14 protein-coding genes are annotated in these 18692 nt (G+C 71.4%); all 14 read left to right on the forward strand.

Annotated elements, in window-relative coordinates:
• Positions 1 to 71: 71 nt before the first annotated feature.
• Positions 72 to 1733: an arginine--tRNA ligase gene (gene argS, locus BN1197_RS01505; protein ID WP_040155633.1), complete on the forward strand. Its 1662-nt coding sequence runs from the start codon at positions 72 to 74 to the stop codon at positions 1731 to 1733.
• Between the two features lie 295 nt (positions 1734 to 2028).
• Complete coding sequence (gene lysA / locus BN1197_RS01510; protein WP_040155635.1) at positions 2029 to 3450, forward strand: diaminopimelate decarboxylase; 1422 nt, start codon at positions 2029 to 2031, stop codon at positions 3448 to 3450.
• Between the two features lie 183 nt (positions 3451 to 3633).
• Entirely contained in the window at positions 3634 to 4953 is a 1320-nt protein-coding gene (locus BN1197_RS01515) for a homoserine dehydrogenase (RefSeq protein ID WP_390622695.1), read from the forward strand.
• Complete coding sequence (locus BN1197_RS01520; protein WP_040155516.1) at positions 4950 to 5951, forward strand: homoserine kinase; 1002 nt, start codon at positions 4950 to 4952, stop codon at positions 5949 to 5951. Before BN1197_RS01515 ends, BN1197_RS01520 begins: the two co-directional genes overlap by 4 nt.
• A gap of 274 nt (positions 5952 to 6225) precedes the next feature.
• Complete coding sequence (gene rho, locus BN1197_RS01525) at positions 6226 to 8301, forward strand: transcription termination factor Rho (protein ID WP_040155517.1); 2076 nt, start codon at positions 6226 to 6228, stop codon at positions 8299 to 8301.
• 240 nt (positions 8302 to 8541) lie between these two features.
• On the forward strand, positions 8542 to 8925 hold the full coding sequence (locus BN1197_RS01530; RefSeq protein ID WP_040155519.1) for a response regulator transcription factor: 384 nt from the start codon (positions 8542 to 8544) through the stop codon (positions 8923 to 8925).
• Positions 8922 to 10019 carry a HEAT repeat domain-containing protein gene (locus BN1197_RS17215; RefSeq protein WP_052465840.1) on the forward strand — a complete coding sequence of 366 codons (1098 nt, stop codon included), beginning with the start codon at positions 8922 to 8924 and terminating at the stop codon, positions 10017 to 10019. The genes BN1197_RS01530 and BN1197_RS17215 overlap by 4 nt, the downstream gene beginning before the upstream one ends.
• A gap of 8 nt (positions 10020 to 10027) precedes the next feature.
• Positions 10028 to 11479, forward strand: coding sequence for a glycosyltransferase family 2 protein (locus tag BN1197_RS01540; RefSeq protein WP_040155640.1), 1452 nt, complete (start codon positions 10028 to 10030; stop codon positions 11477 to 11479).
• A complete protein-coding gene (locus tag BN1197_RS01545) occupies positions 11476 to 13737 on the forward strand; it encodes a sensor histidine kinase (RefSeq protein ID WP_052465841.1) in 2262 nt (753 codons plus the stop codon). Before BN1197_RS01540 ends, BN1197_RS01545 begins: the two co-directional genes overlap by 4 nt.
• A gap of 211 nt (positions 13738 to 13948) precedes the next feature.
• Positions 13949 to 14164: a 50S ribosomal protein L31 gene (rpmE, locus tag BN1197_RS01550; protein ID WP_040155522.1), complete on the forward strand. Its 216-nt coding sequence runs from the start codon at positions 13949 to 13951 to the stop codon at positions 14162 to 14164.
• 160 nt (positions 14165 to 14324) lie between these two features.
• The gene (prfA, locus tag BN1197_RS01555) at positions 14325 to 15431 is read left to right on the forward strand and encodes a peptide chain release factor 1 (RefSeq protein ID WP_052465842.1); all 1107 of its coding nucleotides are present in this window, start codon (positions 14325 to 14327) and stop codon (positions 15429 to 15431) included.
• A 65-nt stretch (positions 15432 to 15496) separates the two neighbouring features.
• Positions 15497 to 16423, forward strand: coding sequence for a peptide chain release factor N(5)-glutamine methyltransferase (prmC, locus tag BN1197_RS01560; protein ID WP_261795836.1), 927 nt, complete (start codon positions 15497 to 15499; stop codon positions 16421 to 16423).
• Between the two features lie 10 nt (positions 16424 to 16433).
• Entirely contained in the window at positions 16434 to 17360 is a 927-nt protein-coding gene (locus BN1197_RS01565; RefSeq protein ID WP_082043525.1) for an L-threonylcarbamoyladenylate synthase, read from the forward strand.
• A gap of 9 nt (positions 17361 to 17369) precedes the next feature.
• A complete protein-coding gene (locus BN1197_RS01570) occupies positions 17370 to 18479 on the forward strand; it encodes an MraY family glycosyltransferase (protein WP_040155526.1) in 1110 nt (369 codons plus the stop codon).
• Positions 18480 to 18692: the final 213 nt, after the last annotated feature.

Here is an 18692-nt window from a genome sequence, read left to right on the forward strand (position 1 = left end):
GGAGGCGAGGTTTGGCGGCCCCTGGGTGAGGGAGGTCGAGAGCACGTCGGTGCGCTTCGTAAACTATGCGGGTGACTCCCGAAGACCTCTCCGAAGCCCTGCACCGCATCCTCACCGACGCGGCCGCGTCGGGCGACCTCGCGCTCGAGGCCGACACCATCGTCGTCCCGCGTGTGGCGCGGCCGAAGAACCGGGAGCATGGCGACTGGTCGACCAACGTCGCGCTGCAACTCGCGAAGCGGGCCGGTATCAATCCGCGCGATCTCGCGACCGCGATCTCCGAGCGGCTCCTGACCGTCGACGGCATCGCCAAGGCCGACGTCGCGGGCCCCGGTTTCCTCAACATCACACTCGACGCGGCATCGGCCGGGGAGCTGGCCAGGCAGATCGTCGAGGCCGGGGACTCCTTCGGCCGGGGCGCGTCCGAGTCCGGCCGGGTGGTCAACCTCGAGTTCATCAGCGCCAACCCCACAGGGCCGTTGCACATCGGGCACACGCGCTGGGCGGCCCTCGGCGATGCGATGCGCCGCCTCCTCGCCGCGACCGGCGCCGACGTCACGGCGGAGTATTACATCAACGACGCGGGGGCGCAGATGAACCGGTACGGCGCCTCGGTGCTCGCCCGGGCGCGCGGCGAGGAGCCGCCCGCCGACGGCTACCCCGGTCCCGACGTCGCCGTCCGAGCGCAGGAGGTGCTCGCGCAGCGCCCCGACCTGCTCGACCTGCCCGAGGACGAGGCGGTCGCCGTGGCGCGTGACTTCGGGTGCCAGGCGCAGTTGCAGGCGATCAAGGACACCCTCGAACAGTTCGGGGTTCGCTTCGACGTGTGGTTCTCCGAGCGCGGCCTGCACCAGGGCGGCGCGGTCGAGAAGGCCATCGCGCGGCTGCGCGAGCAGGGTCACGTCTTCGACGCCGAGGGCGCGATCTGGCTGCGCACCACGACGTTCGGCGACGACAAGGACCGGGTGCTCGTCCGCGCCAACGGCGAGCCCACGTACTTCGCCTCCGACGCCGCGTACTACCTCAGCAAGAAGGACCGCGGGTTCACCGAGAAGATCTACCTGCTCGGCGCCGACCACCACGGCTACATCGGCCGGCTCAAGGCCATCGCGGCGTGCGCGGGCGACGATCCGGACTTCAACATCGAGGTCAAGATCGGCCAGCTCGTCGACATCGGCGGCGAGCGCATGGGCAAGCGTCGCGGCAACGCCATCTACCTCGACGACCTGCTCGAATGGATCGGCTCCGACGCCGTGCGGTACAGCCTCGCGCGGTTCCCCGCCGACAGCCCGCTGTCGCTCGACGGCGAGGAGATGCGCAAGCGCAGCAACGACAACCCCGTGTTCTACGTGCAGTACGCGCACGCCCGCACGTGCAACGTCTCGCGGCTCGCCGCCGAGGACGGGGTGAACCGCGACGACGCGTTCGAGCCCTCGCTGCTCACCCACGAGACCGAGGCCGCGCTGTTGGCGACGCTCGGCGACTATCCGCGCATCGTCGCGCAGGCGGCGCGTCTGCTGGAGCCGCACCGGGTCGCGCGCTACCTCGAGGATCTCGCGGCCAAGTACCACAAGTGGTACGACGAGTGCCGCGTGCGCCCGGGCATGGTCGACGGCGAACTCGAGCCGACCACCGACCTGCACCGCACGCGCCTGTGGCTCAACGACGCCACCCGGCAGGTGCTGGCCAACGGTCTCGACCTGCTCGGCGTCAGCGCCCCCGACCGCCTCTGACGGCAGGGCCGAGCCGGCGACGGCGGCATTTCGGCTCGGTCGTCGAACCCTCGACGTCGGGACCTCCGCGGACAACGGTGACAGGCGAGGGTCGGCGGGAGCACGTCGTCCGACGGCCTTCGGTGGATCCGTGGCCGACCCACGTTCGCGGTGCGTCCGGTCGTCGGACACCGCGCCCTTGTCTGCGGTGTCCCGGTCATGCTGAGCCGCGGTCTCATGCACCACGTCAGAACGCACGCGCCTCATCGGTTCGCGTGCGAACGCACCCGAACCCACGCGAGGACGATCCATGAACATGCGCGCCCACGAGGCCGGTGCCCTGCACGCGGAGGGGTACGGCGGCCCGCCGCAGTGGCTGCCGTATCCGAGCGACGTCAACGCGCTGCTGCCCCAGCTGTGGCCGGCCGACGCCCATCGCGACGCCGACGGCCAGCTCGTCGTCGGGGGAGTGCGGGCCGGTGACATCGCGGCCGAGTTCGGCACGCCCGCCTACGTGCTCGACGAGGCCGACTTCCGGCGCCGGGCCCAGGCCTTCCGCGACGAGTTCGCGGCCCCCTTCGCCGAGATCGGTACCGGGCTCGACGTCTACTACGCGGGCAAGGCGTTCCTCTGCACGGCGGTCGCGCGCTGGGTGGGCGAGGAGGGCCTGTTCCTCGACGTGTGCAGCGGTGGCGAGCTCGCTGTGGCGAAGCGCGCCGGATTCCCGGCCGAGCGCATCGGCATGCACGGCAACAACAAGTCGTCCGCCGAGATCGAGGCCGCGCTGGAGTACGGCGTCGGACGGATCATCGTCGACTCCTTCCACGAGATCGAGCGCGTCGCGCAGATCGCGCGCCGCCTCGGCGTGCGAGCGCCGGTCATGGTGCGGGTCACGGTGGGCGTCGAGGCACACACGCACGAGTACATCGCCACGGCGCACGAGGACCAGAAGTTCGGCTTCAGCCTCGCCGGCGGACAGGCTGCGGCCGCGGTCGAGGCCATCCTCGCCGCCTCCGACGCCCTCGACCTGCGCGGTCTGCACAGCCACATCGGCAGCCAGATCTTCGACACCGCGGGCTTCGAGGTGGCGGCCGGGCGACTTCTCGGCCTGCACGCCGAGGTGGCGCGCCGCGGCCACGTCCTGCCCGAACTCGACCTCGGCGGCGGCTTCGGCATCGCCTACACCAGCGAGAACACCCCGATGGCCGCGCACGACCTCGGTGCCGGCCTCGCCGAGATCACCCGTCGCACCTGCGAGGCCGAGGGCGTCGCCGTGCCGCGGATCTCGATCGAACCCGGCCGCGCGATCGTCGGATCGGCGGGATACACGCTCTACGAGGTCGGCACGGTCAAGGAGGTCGAGCTCGGCGGCGGTGGTCGGCGCGCCTACGTCTCGGTTGACGGCGGGATGAGCGACAACGCCCGCACCGCCCTCTACGCCGCCGACTATTCGTGCACGATGGCCGTCCGGGCGAGTGAGGCGCCGCCGATGCTCTCCCGCGTCGTCGGCAAGCACTGCGAGAGCGGTGACATCGTCGTCATGGACGAGTACCTGCCCACCGACGTGCGCCCCGGTGACCTTTTGGCCGTCCCCGGCACCGGTGCCTACTGTCGCGCTCTGAGCAGTCAGTACAACCACGTGCCCCGGCCTCCGGTCGTCGCGGTCCGCGACGGACGGGCACGCCTGATCGTGCGACGCGAGAGCATCGACGACATCCTCGCGCTCGACGTGGAGTGACGAGGGTGAACGGCGAGGCGTGACCGATGACCGCGCGCGTCGCTGACGTCGGCCGTGCCGGCTGAACGCCGGCGTGGACGACACGAAGTCCCGTGATGCGGACCCCTGTCCGTTCACCTGGTGGCCGCCGGGCAGGATGGTGCAGTGTCCTCGAACCCCCAGCGTGAAGGAATGCCGGTGAGCGTGGTGCAAGCGTCGGATCAGACCCCGTTGCGGGTGGCTCTGCTCGGCTGCGGCGTGGTGGGCACGTCGGTGGCACGGTTGCTCGTCGAGGGTCGGGACGACTTCGCCGCGCGCATCGGGCGACCGCTCGAGGTCGTCGGCGTCGCGGTTCGCCGTGAAGGGCGCGACCGCAGCGAGACACTGCTGCCGCCGGAGGTGTTCACCACCGACGCCGAGGGGCTCGTCACCCGCGCCGACATCGTCGTCGAGGTCGTCGGCGGCATCGAGCCGGCGCGTTCCCTCATCCTGCGGGCCTTCGAGCACGGCGCGAGCGTCGTCACCGCCAACAAGGCACTGCTGGCCGAGGACGGCCCGACGCTGTACGAGGCCGCGCGGCGACACGGCGTCGACCTGTACTACGAGGCCTCGGTGGCAGGCGCCATCCCTCTGCTGCGCCCGCTGCGCGAGTCTCTCGCCGGCGACGAGGTGAGCAAGGTGCTCGGCATCGTCAACGGCACGACGAACTACGTGCTCGACAAGATGGACTCGACCGGTCAGGGCTTCTCCGAGGCCGTGGAGCAGGCGCAGGCGCTCGGATACGCCGAGGCCGACCCGACCGCCGACGTCGAGGGCTTCGACGCAGCGGCCAAGGCGGCGATCCTCGCCTCGTTGGCCTTCCACAGCAGGGTCACGGCCGCCGACGTGCACCGCGAGGGCATCAGCGAGGTCACCGCCTCCGACGTGCGCGCCGCCGCCGACATGGACTGCGTCGTCAAGCTGCTCGCCATCTGCGAACGCACGCGGCTCGAGTCGGGCGACGAGGGAATCTCGGTGCGGGTGCACCCGGCGATGATTCCGCGCACCCACCCGTTGGCCGGGGTGCGGGAGGCGTTCAACGCCGTGTTCGTCGAGGCCCAGGCCGCGGGCGAACTCATGTTCTACGGCCCGGGCGCCGGGGGCGATCCCACGGCCTCCGCAGTCCTCGGCGACGTCGTCGCGGTCGCCCGCCACCGCGTGCTCGGGGGCCTCGGGCCGGCCGAGAGCGCGTACGCCGACCTGCCGGTCCTGCCCATGGGCGAGGCACGCACGCGGTACTACCTCAGCCTCGAGGTGGCCGACCGTCCCGGCGTGCTCGCCCAGGTCGCGGAGGTGTTCTCCCGGCACGGCGTGTCGATCCAGCAGGTGCGCCAGAACGTCGGTGAGGGCGAGGAGTCCTCCGCCGAGCTCGTCATCGTCACCCACACCGCCACCGACGAGGCGCTCGCGGCCACGGTCCGCGAGATCAGCGACCTCGAGGTCGTCGTGGGCGTCACGTCGGCGATGCGGGTGGAGGGGGAGTGAGGCTGCGCCCCGGCGCCGCCGTCGACCTCACGGTGCCCGGCAGCGCCGCCAACCTCGGCCCGGCGTTCGACTCGATGGGGCTCGCGCTCGGGATTCTCGACTCCTACCGCGCCGTCGTCCGCACGCAGCCCGGTCTGCGCGTCGACCTCGGTTCGAATTCCCCGGGGGTGCCCGGCGACGAACGCCACCTCGTCGTCGCGACGATGCACCGGGCCTTCGACGAGCTCGGGGTCGAGCGGCCCGCCGGTCTGGAACTGGTGTGCCGCAACACGATTCGCATGGGTCGTGGCATGGGCAGCTCGGCCGCCGCCATCGTCGCGGGCGTCGCGCTCGCCGACGCGCTGTGCCGTGAGGAGGCGCAGGAGGGGGCGGCCGAGGGAGCCTCCGTGCCCGTCGACCTCACGTTCGTCAACGACCTCTCCGGTGCCCTCGAGGGTCATCCGGACAACTCGTCGGCGAGCGTCTTCGGCGGCGCGACGTTGTCGTACGCCGACGAGACGGGCGAGGGACTGCCGCGCGTGCACACCACGAGGCTCGCGTTGCATCCGCACATCGAACCCGTCGTGTTCGTTCCCGCCTCCCAGCTCTCGACCCGCACGGCGCGCGCCGCCCTTCCGCCGCACATCGCCCACGGCGACGCGGCCCGCAACTCCGCCCGCGCGGCGTTGCTCGTCCACGCCCTCACCAGCGACCCCGACGCGTTGCTCCCGGCGACCCGCGAGTGGCTTCACCAGGAACAACGCCGGCCCGCCTATCCGCAGGCGATGGCGTTGGTGGACGCGCTGCGCGCACAAGGGCACGCGGCCGTCGTCTCCGGTGCGGGGCCGAGCGTGCTCGTGCTCACCACCTCCGCGGAGGCCGTGACGACGCCGCCGGAGGCCGGCGAGACGTGGCACGCGTTGCGGCCCGGAGTTCCGTCCACGGGCGTCGACGTGGTGCGTGCTACATTGGGGACGTCTCTCGGAGAGCGCACGGTCGGCCCGCCCGACGATCTGTGACGATCACGTGTTCGAGACCATCACCCTTCCGGCCCCGGCCGAGTGGTGCACCGTCTCGAGGCGGTCGACGGCATTCTCTCCCGTGGACGCAGTACCGCCGCTGTGAGCGGCCACCTCCTCTCGCCGAATCCACCACGTGGGTCCACGACGAGGGCCCGGTCGCCGTTGCGGCTCCACCACCTCCTTCGCCATCGCTGCACGTTCCGCGCTCGGCCGGGAGGAACCGACTCTCCCTACCTCGACCGTCCATCCGGGGTCGAGGGGAAGGACCCACGTGACCGACACCATCGAGCCCGCAGGCGCGCCCGAACCGGCGAAGCGCCGCGGCCTCACTGCGATGCGCCTGGCCGAACTCAAGGATGTCGCGGCAGGACTCGGCATCCCCGGCACGGAGAAGATGCGCAAGGGCGACCTCATCACCGCCATTCGTGAGCGTCAGGGTGGCCCCGCCCCCCGCACCCGGGCGGCCTCGTCTCCGGTGTCCGCTTCGTCCTCCTCACCTGCTTCGTCTGCTTCGTCCGCGCCCACTGCGCCCGTCACGTCGACCACGCAGCCGACCGCTGTGGCCGAACGGCCTGACTCCGGAGGTGAGGACGACGCTCGCCCCGTGCGTCGCAGCCGCCGCGCCGCGGCCGGTGTCACCACCGCCGAGCCCTCCCGGCAGAGCTCCGCGCCGCAGACGGCCGAGGCGCCGCGCGAGGAGCACACGCAGGGCCGGCAGGACGCCGAGCGGGCGGACCGTGGCACCGGAGGCGGCGACGATCAGCGCTCCGGACGCGACGAGCGCGACCCGCAGCATGGTCGGCGCGACCAGCACGACCAGCGCGAACACGATCGTGGCCAGCGCGACGAGCGTCGTGACCACCACGACCAGGGCGGCGACCGCGACCGGCAGGACAACCGCGACCGGCACGACAACCGCGACCGACACGACAACCGCGGAGACCGCCACGACAACCGCGACCAGCGTGACAACCGAGGCGGCGACGCCCGCGACGACAACCGGTCCGACAACCGGGCCGACCGGCGCGGCAACGACCGGAACGACCGGAACGACAGACACGACCGCGACGAGGAGGGCGGCGGCCGTCGTCGCCGCAACCGGCAGCGCAGCCGTGACCGCAAGCGTCGCGGCAACCGCGGCCAGGGTGGCGGGGGCTACGACGACACTCCGGACGTCGAGCAGCAGCTCGGCGCCGACGACGTGCTCGTCCCGGTCGCCGGCATCCTCGAGTTGGGCGACAACGTCGCGTTCGTGCGCACGAGCGGGTACCTGCCGGGCGCGAACGACGTGTACGTGCCGATGAACATCGTCAAGAAGAACGGCCTGCGCAAGGGTGACGCGGTCACCGGTGCGGTCCGGGCGCTGCGCGAGGGCGAGCAGTTGCCCGCGCGACAGAAGTTCAACGCGCTCGTTCGTCTCGACACCGTGAACGGCATGACGCCCGAGGAGGGCAAGAAGCGCGTCGAGTTCACCAAGCTCACCCCGCTCTACCCGCAGCAGCGCCTGCGCCTGGAGACGGCGCCCAACATCCTGACCACCCGGATCATCGACCTCGTCGCCCCGATCGGTAAGGGTCAGCGCGGTCTCATCGTCGCCCCCGCGAAGGCCGGTAAGACGATGGTGATGCAGGCCGTCGCGAACGCGATCACGACGAACAACCCCGAGTGCCACCTCATGGTCGTCCTGGTCGACGAGCGTCCTGAGGAGGTCACCGACATGCAGCGCGCCGTCAAGGGCGAGGTCATCTCCTCGACCTTCGACCGGCCTGCCTCCGACCACACGACGGTCGCCGAGCTCGCCATCGAGCGTGCCAAGCGCCTCGTCGAGATGGGTCATGACGTCGTCGTGCTGCTCGACTCGATCACCAAGCTCGGCCGTGCCTACAACCTCGCGGCCCCCGCGAGCGGGCGCATCCTCTCCGGTGGTGTCGACTCGGCGGCCCTCTACCCGCCCAAGCGGTTCTTCGGTGCTGCTCGAAACATCGAGAACGGCGGCTCCCTGACGATCCTCGCCACGGCCCTCGTCGAGACGGGCAGCAAGATGGACGAGGTCATCTTCGAGGAGTTCAAGGGCACCGGAAACATGGAGCTCAAGCTCGACCGGCAGCTCGCCAACCGCCGCATCTTCCCGGCGGTCGACGTCAACGCCTCGGGCACCCGGCGTGAGGAGATCCTCCTCTCGGCCGAGGAGCTCAAGATCATGTGGAAGCTGCGTCGCGTGCTGGCCGCGCTCGACCAGCAGCAGGGGATCGAGCTGCTCATCGACCGGCTCAAGAAGACGAAGAACAACGTCGAGTTCCTCATGCAGGTGCAGCAGACCTCGAACATCAAGCTCGACGACGACTGATCGACGCGTCGCCGAACGCTCGACACCGTGCGGGCCCGTCACCTCCAGGTGGCGGGCCCGCGTCGTTCGTCGGCGGGCCGGGGGGTGTGCGAACGACCAATCCGCCTGTGCGACGGACGAGATCGTCGTCACCCGCGGGCAGTACGCAGGGCTCCGTGCGCTCAAGGGCCGGCCGAGACGGCCGATGGGAGCGTGAGACCGCGAGAAGCCGCGGCCGTCGACCCTCGAGGAGCACGCGGAATGAGCACGGATCCGAACCGGATCGTCGTGGCGGACGATGACGCCGACATTCGTGAGCTGGTGCAGTTCAAGCTCGAACAGGCCGGCTTCGTCGTCGACGCGGTGGAGGACGGTGGCCAGGCGTGGGAGTCGATCGTCTCCGCGCCTCCGGTGCTCGCGGTTCTCGACGTCATGATGCCCGGGCTCTCCGGACTCGACGTGCTGCGCAAGGTGCGCGAGGACGAGGCGACCCGTGACGTGCCGGTCATCCTCCTCACCGCGCGCAGTCGCGACAGCGACGTGGACAGCGGGTTCACCTCCGGCGCGACCGACTACGTCATCAAGCCCTTCAGTCCTCGAGAGCTCGTGCACCGCGTGAGCTCGGTGGTCGGCCGGCGCACGTGAGTGCCGAGGCGATCCTCGTCGTCGCGCTCATCGCGGTGGGCGCGATCTGCGTCGGGCTCGTGGCGCTGACGGTGACGGCACGGATCGCCCGGCGGCGGCGTGACCGGCGCCTGCAGGCGTTGTCCGCGCCGCATCGCCTGCTGCTCCTGCGCGTCGCCTCCGGGGAGGACGACGACCACGAGGCCCTGGATCAGCTCACCGCCCTGACCCCCGACGAGTGGGTCGGCGTGCGTCCGGCCGTCTTCGGGCTGCTCGGCAAGGTGCGCGGAGCGCCGGCCGATGCCCTGATCTCGGTGATCCGCGAGCGCGGAGAGGTCGATCGGGCGCGCACGAAGCTCTCGGCGCGCTCGCGGGTGCGACGCGCGCGGGCCGCGCATCTGTTGGGTCTCGTGCGCGATGCGGCGTCGGTCCCCGGCCTGGTCGGGCTGCTCGACGACCCCGACGAGGACGTCCGGGTGGTCTCGGCCCGCTCGCTGGGCCGGATCGGCGACGCGACGGCGGCCGTGCCCGTGCTGCGCGCGGCGGGGCCTCGCACGGGTGCCTCCGGCGGTCTGCCGGGACTCCCGGCGTGGATCGCGGCGGAGGTGCTGCTCGCCCTCGGCGAGGAGGCCGCGGGCGCCGTGGAGGAGGGGGTGCGCTCGACCGATCCGGTGGTCAGGTCGGTCGCGGTCACCGTGGCCACGCACGGCGTGCTCCCCGGGGCCGTCGACCTGGCACGCGACCGCATCGCCACGGAACCGGACCATGACGTGCTCGGGGCGATGGTCGATTGCCTCGGTCGGGTGGGAGGGGCCGAGGACGCCAGACTCCTGCTCGGACTCACCCGCGCCGGGACGGCGCCGGGACTGCGACGGCAGGCCGTGCGCGCCCTCGGCAGCCTGGGCGGGCCGGCGGCCGCGACCCGTCTGGGCGAGCTCCTCTCCGACGACGACCGCGCGACGGCGGTGGTGGCCGCGGAGGCCCTCGTCGAGATGGGGCCCGCGGGAACGGCCGTGCTCCACGAGGAACGTCGGCGGCATCCGCGGACGGGCCGCGTCGTCTCCGCCGCGTTGCACCTGGCCGGACTGCGCGGCGGCTTGAGGCCGGCGTCGTGAACCCGGAGGTGCAGCAGACGCTCCGGGCGATCTTCGACGCCATCGACGGGCCGATCCTCGTCTACTTCGTGCTCATCAACTCCTCCTACCTGTTCCTCATCGTCTGCGCCGCCGCGGAGTTCGCGCGGCACCTGCGCAGGTCGGCGCACTCCTGGCGCCTCGACGCGGTCTCGTCCCGGTTGTTGCCGGGAGTCTCGCTCGTCGTGCCGGCGTACAACGAGGCCGCCGGAATCGTGCCGTCGGTGTCGTCGATGCTCTCCCTGCGCCATCCACGGCACGAGGTCGTCGTCGTCGACGACGGGAGCACCGACGACACCTTCGACCGTCTCGTCCGGGCCTTCTCGCTCGTGGGCGTCGACCGGCCCGTCCCGGCCGACATCGCGTGCGAGGGGGACGTGCGCGGGGTCTACGTCCCGGACGACGGATGGACGCGTCTCACCGTGGTGCGCAAGGCCAACGCCGGCAAGACGCACGCGGTCAACACCGGCATCAACATCGCGTCCGAACCGTTGGTCGCGGTCATCGACGCCGACTCCATCCTCGATCCCGACGCGCTCGTCTCGGTGAGCGCGCCGTTCGCGGAGGACCCCGTCCGTACCGTCGCCACCGGCGGGGTCATCCGGGCGGCGAACGGATGCCGCATCCGCGACGGGCGCGTCGTCGAGGTCGGCATGCCGAGCTCCTGGCTCGCCCGGATCCAGGTGGTCGAGTACCTGCGCTCCTTCCTCCTCGGACGCTCGGGCTGGTCGCGGCTGCGGTGTCTCATCCTCATCAGCGGCGCGTTCGGGCTCTTCCGCCGCGACGTCCTCGTCGACGTCGGCGGGCTGCGCGCGGGCAGCATCGGGGAGGACTTCGAGCTGGTCATGCGGATGCACGAACGGATGACCCGGCAGCACCGCGACTACCGCATCGAGTTCGTCTCCGAGCCGATCGCCTGGACGGAGGTGCCGACGACCCTGCGCGTGCTTCGGGCGCAGCGGCGGCGGTGGCATCGCGGCCTGTGGGAGGTCCTGTGGTCCTACCGGGGCATGCTCGGCAATCCCCGCTACGGCCGCATCGGGCTTCTCGTGCTGCCCTGGTTCTGGGCCTTCGAGCTCGCGGCTCCGGCGATCGAGCTCGTCGGCCTCGTGCTCGTGACCGTCGGCCTCGTGTTCGGCGTCGTCGACCCGGTCTACGCACTGCTCTTCCTCGTCCTGGCCTACGGCTACGCCCTGCTCGTGAGCTGCGCGTCGCTCGCCATCGAGGAGCTGACCTTTCACAAGTACACGAGGTGGCGGGACCTGGTCGTGGCCCTCGCGGCCTCGATCGCCGAGAACGTCGGCTATCGACAGCTGACCGCGTGGTGGCGGTGCGAGGGCCTCGTCGCCGGGATTCGAGGCACGAAGGCGGAGTGGGGAACGATGACACGTACGGGGTTCGACGACACGCCGGCCGTGAGCGGTGCGGGGAGCGCGGCATGAGCGACGACGAGACGACGATGCCCGCGAACACCGCGCCGTCGCGCCCCAGACCTCACCGGGCCATGTCGGTCGCGGGCCGCCTCCGAACGCTGTCGATCACCCTCGCCTCGCTCATGCTCATCATCACCGTCGTCGGGCTCGTCGGTCTGAACCAGATCCGCAACTCCGCCGACACGAACCTCGGGGTCGTCGGCCCCGCCGTGGACGGCAACCGACAGATCCGCGACCTCATGCTCGAGGCCCAGAGCTCGCTTCGGGGCGTGCTCATGATCCCGGCCGACCAGCGCGAGAGCATCACGGGCCGGCAGGTGGCCGAACCGTTCCGTCGCAACCGGGCCCAGATCGGATCCGAGCTCGAGCAGCTCGAGGCGCACGTGACCAGCGAGGCCTACGGCGGAGGTACTGGTCAGCACGTGCTGCCCCGCCTGCTCGCGCAGCAGCGGGCGGCCGTCGACGACTGGTGGTCCTACGCCCGGCCGCTGGTGGAGGCCGGATCCGCCACGCCGGACCAGTTCGCCGAGTCGCGACGGCGCTTCGAGCGCTTCTCCACCGTCAGCGGGCAGGTCGACGCCCTCGTCATCGCCCGTCGTCAGGAGTTGCGGCGCTCGGCACGCGACGTCGCCGTCACCACGTCGTGGTCGGTGGTCGTCGCGACCTTCGTGGCGATGGCGGCCGCACTGTTCGTCGGCTATCGCACCTCGCGGCAGCTCACCCAGCCGATCGTCGCCCTGCGCGACACGATGAGCCGGCAGCGCGCCGGAGACCGCGAGGTCATGGCAGACACCACCACCGGGGCCACCGAGGTGCGTCAGCTCGCCACCGATGTCAACGCACTGACCGCGGCCTACAACCGGTTCCTCGACGAACAGTGGATCTCGAGCCGGGCCCAGAACGCCGAGACGATGACGAGCCGCCGCATCCGCGAGACGGGTGGGGTCGACGAGGCGGTCGAGGAGACGGTCGTCGGCGTCGCCGAGGGTCTGCACCTCGACCGGGTCGCCTGCGCGATGTTCTCCGACGACGGCGGCCTCGGCGAGGTCACCCTGTCGCTGCGCGTGCCGGACGGTGAGTCGGGAGAATCGGTCGTGCGCCGGTTCACCCTCCCACCGGGCCTGCGCCGCAACCTGGGCCGGACCGTCGCGGGCATGTGGGCGGCGCGGCAGACCGTCGTGATGCAACCCGACTCCGACGACACCGGGGCCATGGGTCTCGCGGTGGCCGTCCTCGGCACGACCGGGGCGGGTGGTCTCGTCATCAAACCCTTCGGCCTCGGAGAACGGCCGATGGGCGTCATCGTCGCCTCCTACGACGACCGTCGCCGGCGCTGGTACGAATCGACGATCTCCTCGATCGCCCACATCGCGGGCGAGGTGGCGACCCGGGTCGTGGCGGGGGAGTCCGAGACCGCCCGCGCGGAACACGTGCGACGGCTCGAGGATCTCGACCGGCAGAAGAACGACTTCATGTCGACGGTGAGCCACGAATTGCGCACCCCGCTCACGTCGATCTCGGGCTACCTCGAGATGCTGCACGACGGCGACGCGGGGGAGCTCACGCCCGAGCAGAACGCCATGCTCGAGGTCGTCGACCGCAACGCGCTGCGCTTGCGGGCACTCATCGAGGACCTGCTCGTCCTCAACCGGATGGAGTCCGTGGTCACACCCTCTCGCGGGGAGCGGGTGAATCTCGTCTCACTCGTCGCCGACACCGTCGAAGAGATCCGTCCCGCGGCGGCGAAGGGGCGGGTCGACCTGCGCTTGAGCCGGCCGCCCGAGGACGTCGAGAACATCGAGCCATCCGAGACGTCGCAGACGATCGGGGCGAGCGGGACCGTCCTCGGCGATCGGCTCCAGCTCGGACGCGCCCTGACGAACATCGTGTCGAACGCCGTGAAGTTCACGCCGGCGGGCGGCCGGGTCGACCTCTCGGTGCGCCGGATCGTCGACGGGGACGAGCCCGCGGTGGAGGTCGTCTGCGTCGACACCGGCATCGGGATCCCCGCGAGCGACCAGGAACGCCTCTTCACCCGGTTCTTCCGGGCGAGCAACGCGACCTCCGCCCAGGTGCCCGGGACGGGGCTCGGCCTCGTCGTCGTGCAGGGCATCGTGGAACGCCACCACGGCCGGCTCGAGCTGGACTCCGAGGAGGGGCGAGGCACGACCGTGCGCATGATCCTGCCCGTCCACCCCGAGGCCCGCGTCGGTGCCGCGGCGAGCGAGGGCGCGAGCGGCTCCGAGGCGAGCACGCCGGGGGAATGATGTGGTCCCGTCACGTGTTGAGGGGGAGGCGACGGCCGTCGTCGAGGCCGCGACCAGCGAAATCGACGTCGTGGCCGCTCGTCTGGCATCATTGACCGTTGGCTGCCGGTTCACGCACCGAAGAATCTCTGATGTTCTTGCGAGCCGTTCCCGCTTCGAGGGAACCCCTCGCCCGCGACCCGGTGGACCTCACGACGCCTAGGAGATCACCGTGCAGAAGGACATCCACCCCGACTACGTCGAGACGACCGTGACGTGCACCTGCGGCAACGAGTTCGTCACCCGCAGCACCTCCACGAGCGGCCGCATCAACGCCGACGTGTGCAGCCAGTGCCACCCGTTCTACACGGGCAAGCAGAAGATCCTCGACACCGGTGGTCGCGTCGCCCGCTTCCAGCAGCGCTACGGCAAGAAGGCCGCCAAGTAGCACTCTCCAGAACGCCGACCTCCCGCGCGGGAGGTCGGCGTTCTGCTGTCTGCGCATCCGGGATTCCGTGACTTCGTGACACTCGCTCGACGGATGCACGCCCGATGCGCCCGCACCCGACCCGTCCGACCGCGCCCTCGGCGCACCAGAGGTGACCCCCATGACCTGGACCGATCCGGCACTCGCGTCCTCGGCCCGGCCGGCGCTGACCGAGCACGCCGAATGCGAGGCCCGGCTGGCCGACCCCGAGGTGCTGGCCGATCCGGCGCTGGTGCGCAAGGTCAACAAGCGCTACGCCGCGCTCGGCCCCGTCGTCGCGGCCTACCACGCCCTCGAGTCCGCCGAGGACGACCTCGAGGCCGCCCGTGAGCTCGCCGCGGACGACGAGGCCTTCGCCGCGGAGATCCCGGCGCTCGAGGCCACCCGCGACGACGCGGCGGAGAAGCTGCGGCTCCTGCTGCTGCCCCGCGACCCCGACGACGACCGCGACGTCATCCTCGAGGTCAAGGCGGGGGAGGGTGGTGAGGAGTCGGCCCTCTTCGCCGGCGATCTCGTGCGCATGTACCTGCGCTACGCCGAGCGGCGCGGCTGGTCGGCGCAGATCATCGACGCGACCGACTCCGACCTCGGCGGCTACAAGGACGTGCGGATCGCCGTCAAGGCCAAGGGAGTTCCCGGCCCCGGCGAGGCGCCGTGGGCGCGCCTGAAGTACGAGGGCGGGGTGCACCGCGTGCAGCGCGTCCCCGTCACCGAGAGCCAGGGCCGCATCCACACCTCGGCCGCGGGCGTGCTCGTGCTCCCCGAGGTCGAGGACGAGGGCGAGGTCGAGATCGGGCCCAACGACCTGCGCATCGACGTCTATCGCAGTTCGGGGCCGGGCGGCCAGTCGGTCAACACGACCGATTCGGCCGTGCGCATCACCCACCTGCCCACGGGCATCGTCGTCTCGTGTCAGAACGAGAAGAGCCAACTGCAGAACAAGGAGGCCGCGCTGCGGGTGCTGCGTGCCCGGCTGCTGCAGGCCGCCCGTGACGCCGCCGATGCCGAGGCGAGCGCAGCCCGGCGCAGCCAGGTACGCACCGTCGACCGCAGCGAACGCATCCGTACGTACAACTTCCCCGAGAACCGCATCGCCGATCACCGCACGGGGTTCAAGGCGTACAACCTCGACGTCGTGCTCGACGGCGAGCTCGACCCCGTCGTCGGGTCGGCGATCGAGGCCGACGACGCCGCCCGCATGGCCGCTCTCGCCGGGGGAGGGGAATGAGCGAGGCCGACGGTCGGGGGAACGGGACGAGCTCGAGCGGCCCGGAGCGCCGCGGGCCGGCGCCCGTGACACCGAGGCCGTCGTCGCCCACCAGGCCGGGGGAGCCGAGGGCCGCGACCCTCTCCGAGGTATTGCGACAGGCGACGATGCGTCTCACCGACGCGGGAGTCACCTCGCCGCGCGCCGACGCTGCGACGTTACTCGCGTTCGTCCTCGAGACCGACACGGGCGAGCTGCACCGCCGCGTCATCCTCGGCCGCGACCTGCCGGCCGAACTCGCCCCGCGGTTCGCCGAGCTCCTCGACCGTCGCTGCGCCCGGGAGCCGCTGCAGCACCTCACCGGCACCGCCCCCTTCCGGCGCCTCGACCTCGCCGTCGGCCCGGGCGTCTTCGTCCCTCGACCCGAGACCGAGGTCGTCGCCGGCCTCGCGATCGAGGCTCTCGCCGGTGGGGGCGTGTGCGTGGACCTGTGCACCGGTTCGGCGGCCATCGCCCTCGCGGTGGCCGACGAGGTGCCCGGCGCGACGGTTCACGCCGTCGAGCTCTCGCCCGCGGCCGTCACCTGGGCCGCGGCGAACATCGAGGCCACCGGTCTGCCCGTCACGCTGCACGAGGACGACGTCACCGGCCGACTGGACTCGCTGGCCGAACTGCGCGGGCGGGTCGACGTCGTCGTCAGCAATCCCCCGTACATCCCGTCGGACGCCGTGCCGGTGGACGTCGAGGTCGCCGACCACGACCCGACGGAGGCCCTCTACGGGGGCGGCGTCGACGGCCTCGAGATCCCCCGCGCGGTGATCGAGGCGGCCGCGGCTCTCCTGGTCGAGGGCGGCATGATCGTCATGGAACACGCGGACGTGCAGTCAGACGTCCTCGTCGCCGTGCTCGCCGCCGACGAACGCTGGCGCGACGTCGCCGCCCACGCCGATCTCACCGGTCGACCCCGCGCCGTCTCCGCACGCCGCACCTCGATCCACCAGGTGGCCTCCTAGACTGCGAGACATGAGTCCCGTCATCGCGTGCAGTGACGACGACGGCCGCGAGAAGGGCATCTCCGCGGCCGTCGATGCCGTTCGCGCAGGTCACCTCGTCGTCCTGCCCACCGACACCGTGTACGGGGTCGGCGCGGACGCCTTCGACGAGCAGGCCGTCGCCGCCCTGCTCGCGGCCAAGGGGCGAGGTCGCGAGATGCCACCTCCCGTCCTCGTCCCGAGTCCCCGCACGATCGACGGGCTCGCCGTCGACGTCGCCGACTACGCCCGCCGGCTCATCGACCGGTTCTGGCCCGGGGCGCTGACGATCGTCGTCCGCGCGCAGGCCTCCCTCATGTGGGATCTCGGGGACACCAACGGCACCGTCGCGGTTCGCATGCCCGACCAGCCGCTCACCCTCGCCGTGCTCGCCGAGACCGGCCCCCTGGCGGTGACGAGCGCCAACCGTCACGGCGAACCGCCGGCCCGCACGGTCACCGAGGCGGCGAGCCAGCTCGGCCCCAGCGTCACGGTCTACCTCGACGCCGGCCCGAGTGGCGACAGCGAGGCCTCGACCATCGTCGACTGCACCGGCGACGCCCCGGTGATCCTCCGCCACGGCGCCATCCCGGAGTCCGAGATCCTCGCCGTGTCCCACGACGACCACGACGACCACGACGCGGACACCGATGCCCCCGCTCAAACAGGCGGTTTGCCCCCGGAGGTTGCCGGGGCCCCCACTCGGACAGGCGGTTCGAACGGGGAGGACACCTACGCCCCGGCTCGGACAGGCGGTTCCCACCCGGAGGACACCGACGCGCCCGCTCGGACAGGCGGTTTGAACGGGGAGGACACCGACGCCCCGGCTCGGACAGGCGGTTCGAACGGGGAGGATGCCGGTGCACCCGCTCGGACAGGCGGTTCGAACCACGGCTCGCACTCCGACAGCGAGGACTGACGACGTCGCATGCGCGAATACCTGCTCGTCTTCGTCGTCGCAGTGGCGGTGACCTACGCGCTGACGCCACTGGTGCGCGTGATCGCCGTGCGCATCGGGGCGATGACGGCGGTACGGGCTCGTGACGTGCACACCTTTCCGGTGCCCCGGCTCGGGGGAGTGGCGATGCTCTTCGGGTTCCTCGCCTCGGTGGCCGTCGCGACGCGCTTGGAGCATCTGTCGCAGATCTTCGCGAGCCAGGAGATCCTCGGCATCTGCCTCGGCGCGATCCTCATCACGCTCGTCGGGGCGATCGACGACGTGCGCGAGCTCGACTGGCTCACCAAACTCGCCGGCCAGATCATCGCCACGGGGGTGATGGCCGGCCTCGGCGTCCAGTTGCTCTCGTTGCCGCTGTTCGGGGTGACCGTGCTGCCGGCCCCGGTGCTCATGGCGCTGACGATCGTCATCGTCATCGTCACGATCAATGCGGTGAACTTCATCGACGGCCTCGACGGTCTCGCCGCCGGCATCGTCGCGATCGCCTCGCTCGCGTTCTTCCTGTACGCCTACCAGCTGTCGTTCCAGTACAACCCGCCCAACGTCTTCTCGACGGCGACGTTCGTCACGGCGGCACTGCTCGGATGCTGCGTCGGGTTCCTCCCGCACAACTTCAACCCCGCCCGGTTGTTCATGGGCGACGCGGGGGCGCTGCTGCTCGGGCTGCTGCTCTCGGCCGCGACGATCTCGATGATGGGCAACATCGACCCGAGCGTCGAGGTGAGCCGCAACGCGACGGTCGCGATCATCCTGCCCATCGCCCTGCCCCTGGCGATCATGTCGATCCCGTTGCTCGACATGACCCTCGCGGTCGTCCGCCGCACTCGTCGAGGTCAGCGGCCCTGGCACCCGGACGCCCAGCATCTCCAGCACCGGATGCTCCAGCTCGGCCACTCCCACCGCGGCGCGGTGCTGCTGCTCTACCTGTGGGCGGCGATCATGGCGTTCGGAGCGACGTCGTTCGCGTTCGTCAGTGGCCCGCTGCCGTTGTTCTTCATCGCGGCCGGAGTCATCGCGGCGCTGCTGCTCACCGCCCGGCTCCCCACCTGGCTCACCCGGCGACGTCGGGCGACGCGCTGACCCGTGTCACCCGAGGCGATCGCGCTCCGACAGGTCGTTCGAGCCGAGGTCGAGAAGGCAAACCGCCTGTTTGAGCGGGGGTTGGGGCGGGAGGTGGGGTGGACCGCCTGTTCGAGCGGGGGTTGGCGCGCGCGGTTGGGGCGAACCGCCTGTTCGAGCCGTTCGAGTCGCTCTGAGTCAGGCGTCCGAGGGGTGGGCGTTCGAGGGCGGCGG

Source organism: Mobilicoccus massiliensis (genome assembly GCF_000826525.2).
GTDB lineage: Bacteria > Actinomycetota > Actinomycetes > Actinomycetales > Dermatophilaceae > Mobilicoccus > Mobilicoccus massiliensis.

Excerpts from the sequence above, each read along its gene's own strand:
- lysA (WP_040155635.1), top strand. The coding sequence starts at position 2,029 with ATGCGCGCCCACGAGGCCGGTGCCCTGCACGCGGAGGGGTACGGCGGC.
- BN1197_RS01530 (WP_040155519.1), top strand. The coding sequence starts at position 8,542 with ATGAGCACGGATCCGAACCGGATCGTCGTGGCGGACGATGACGCCGAC.
- BN1197_RS01545 (WP_052465841.1), top strand. The coding sequence starts at position 11,476 with ATGAGCGACGACGAGACGACGATGCCCGCGAACACCGCGCCGTCGCGC.
- prfA (WP_052465842.1), top strand. The coding sequence starts at position 14,325 with ATGACCTGGACCGATCCGGCACTCGCGTCCTCGGCCCGGCCGGCGCTG.
- BN1197_RS01565 (WP_082043525.1), top strand. The coding sequence starts at position 16,434 with ATGAGTCCCGTCATCGCGTGCAGTGACGACGACGGCCGCGAGAAGGGC.
- BN1197_RS01570 (WP_040155526.1), top strand. The coding sequence starts at position 17,370 with ATGCGCGAATACCTGCTCGTCTTCGTCGTCGCAGTGGCGGTGACCTAC.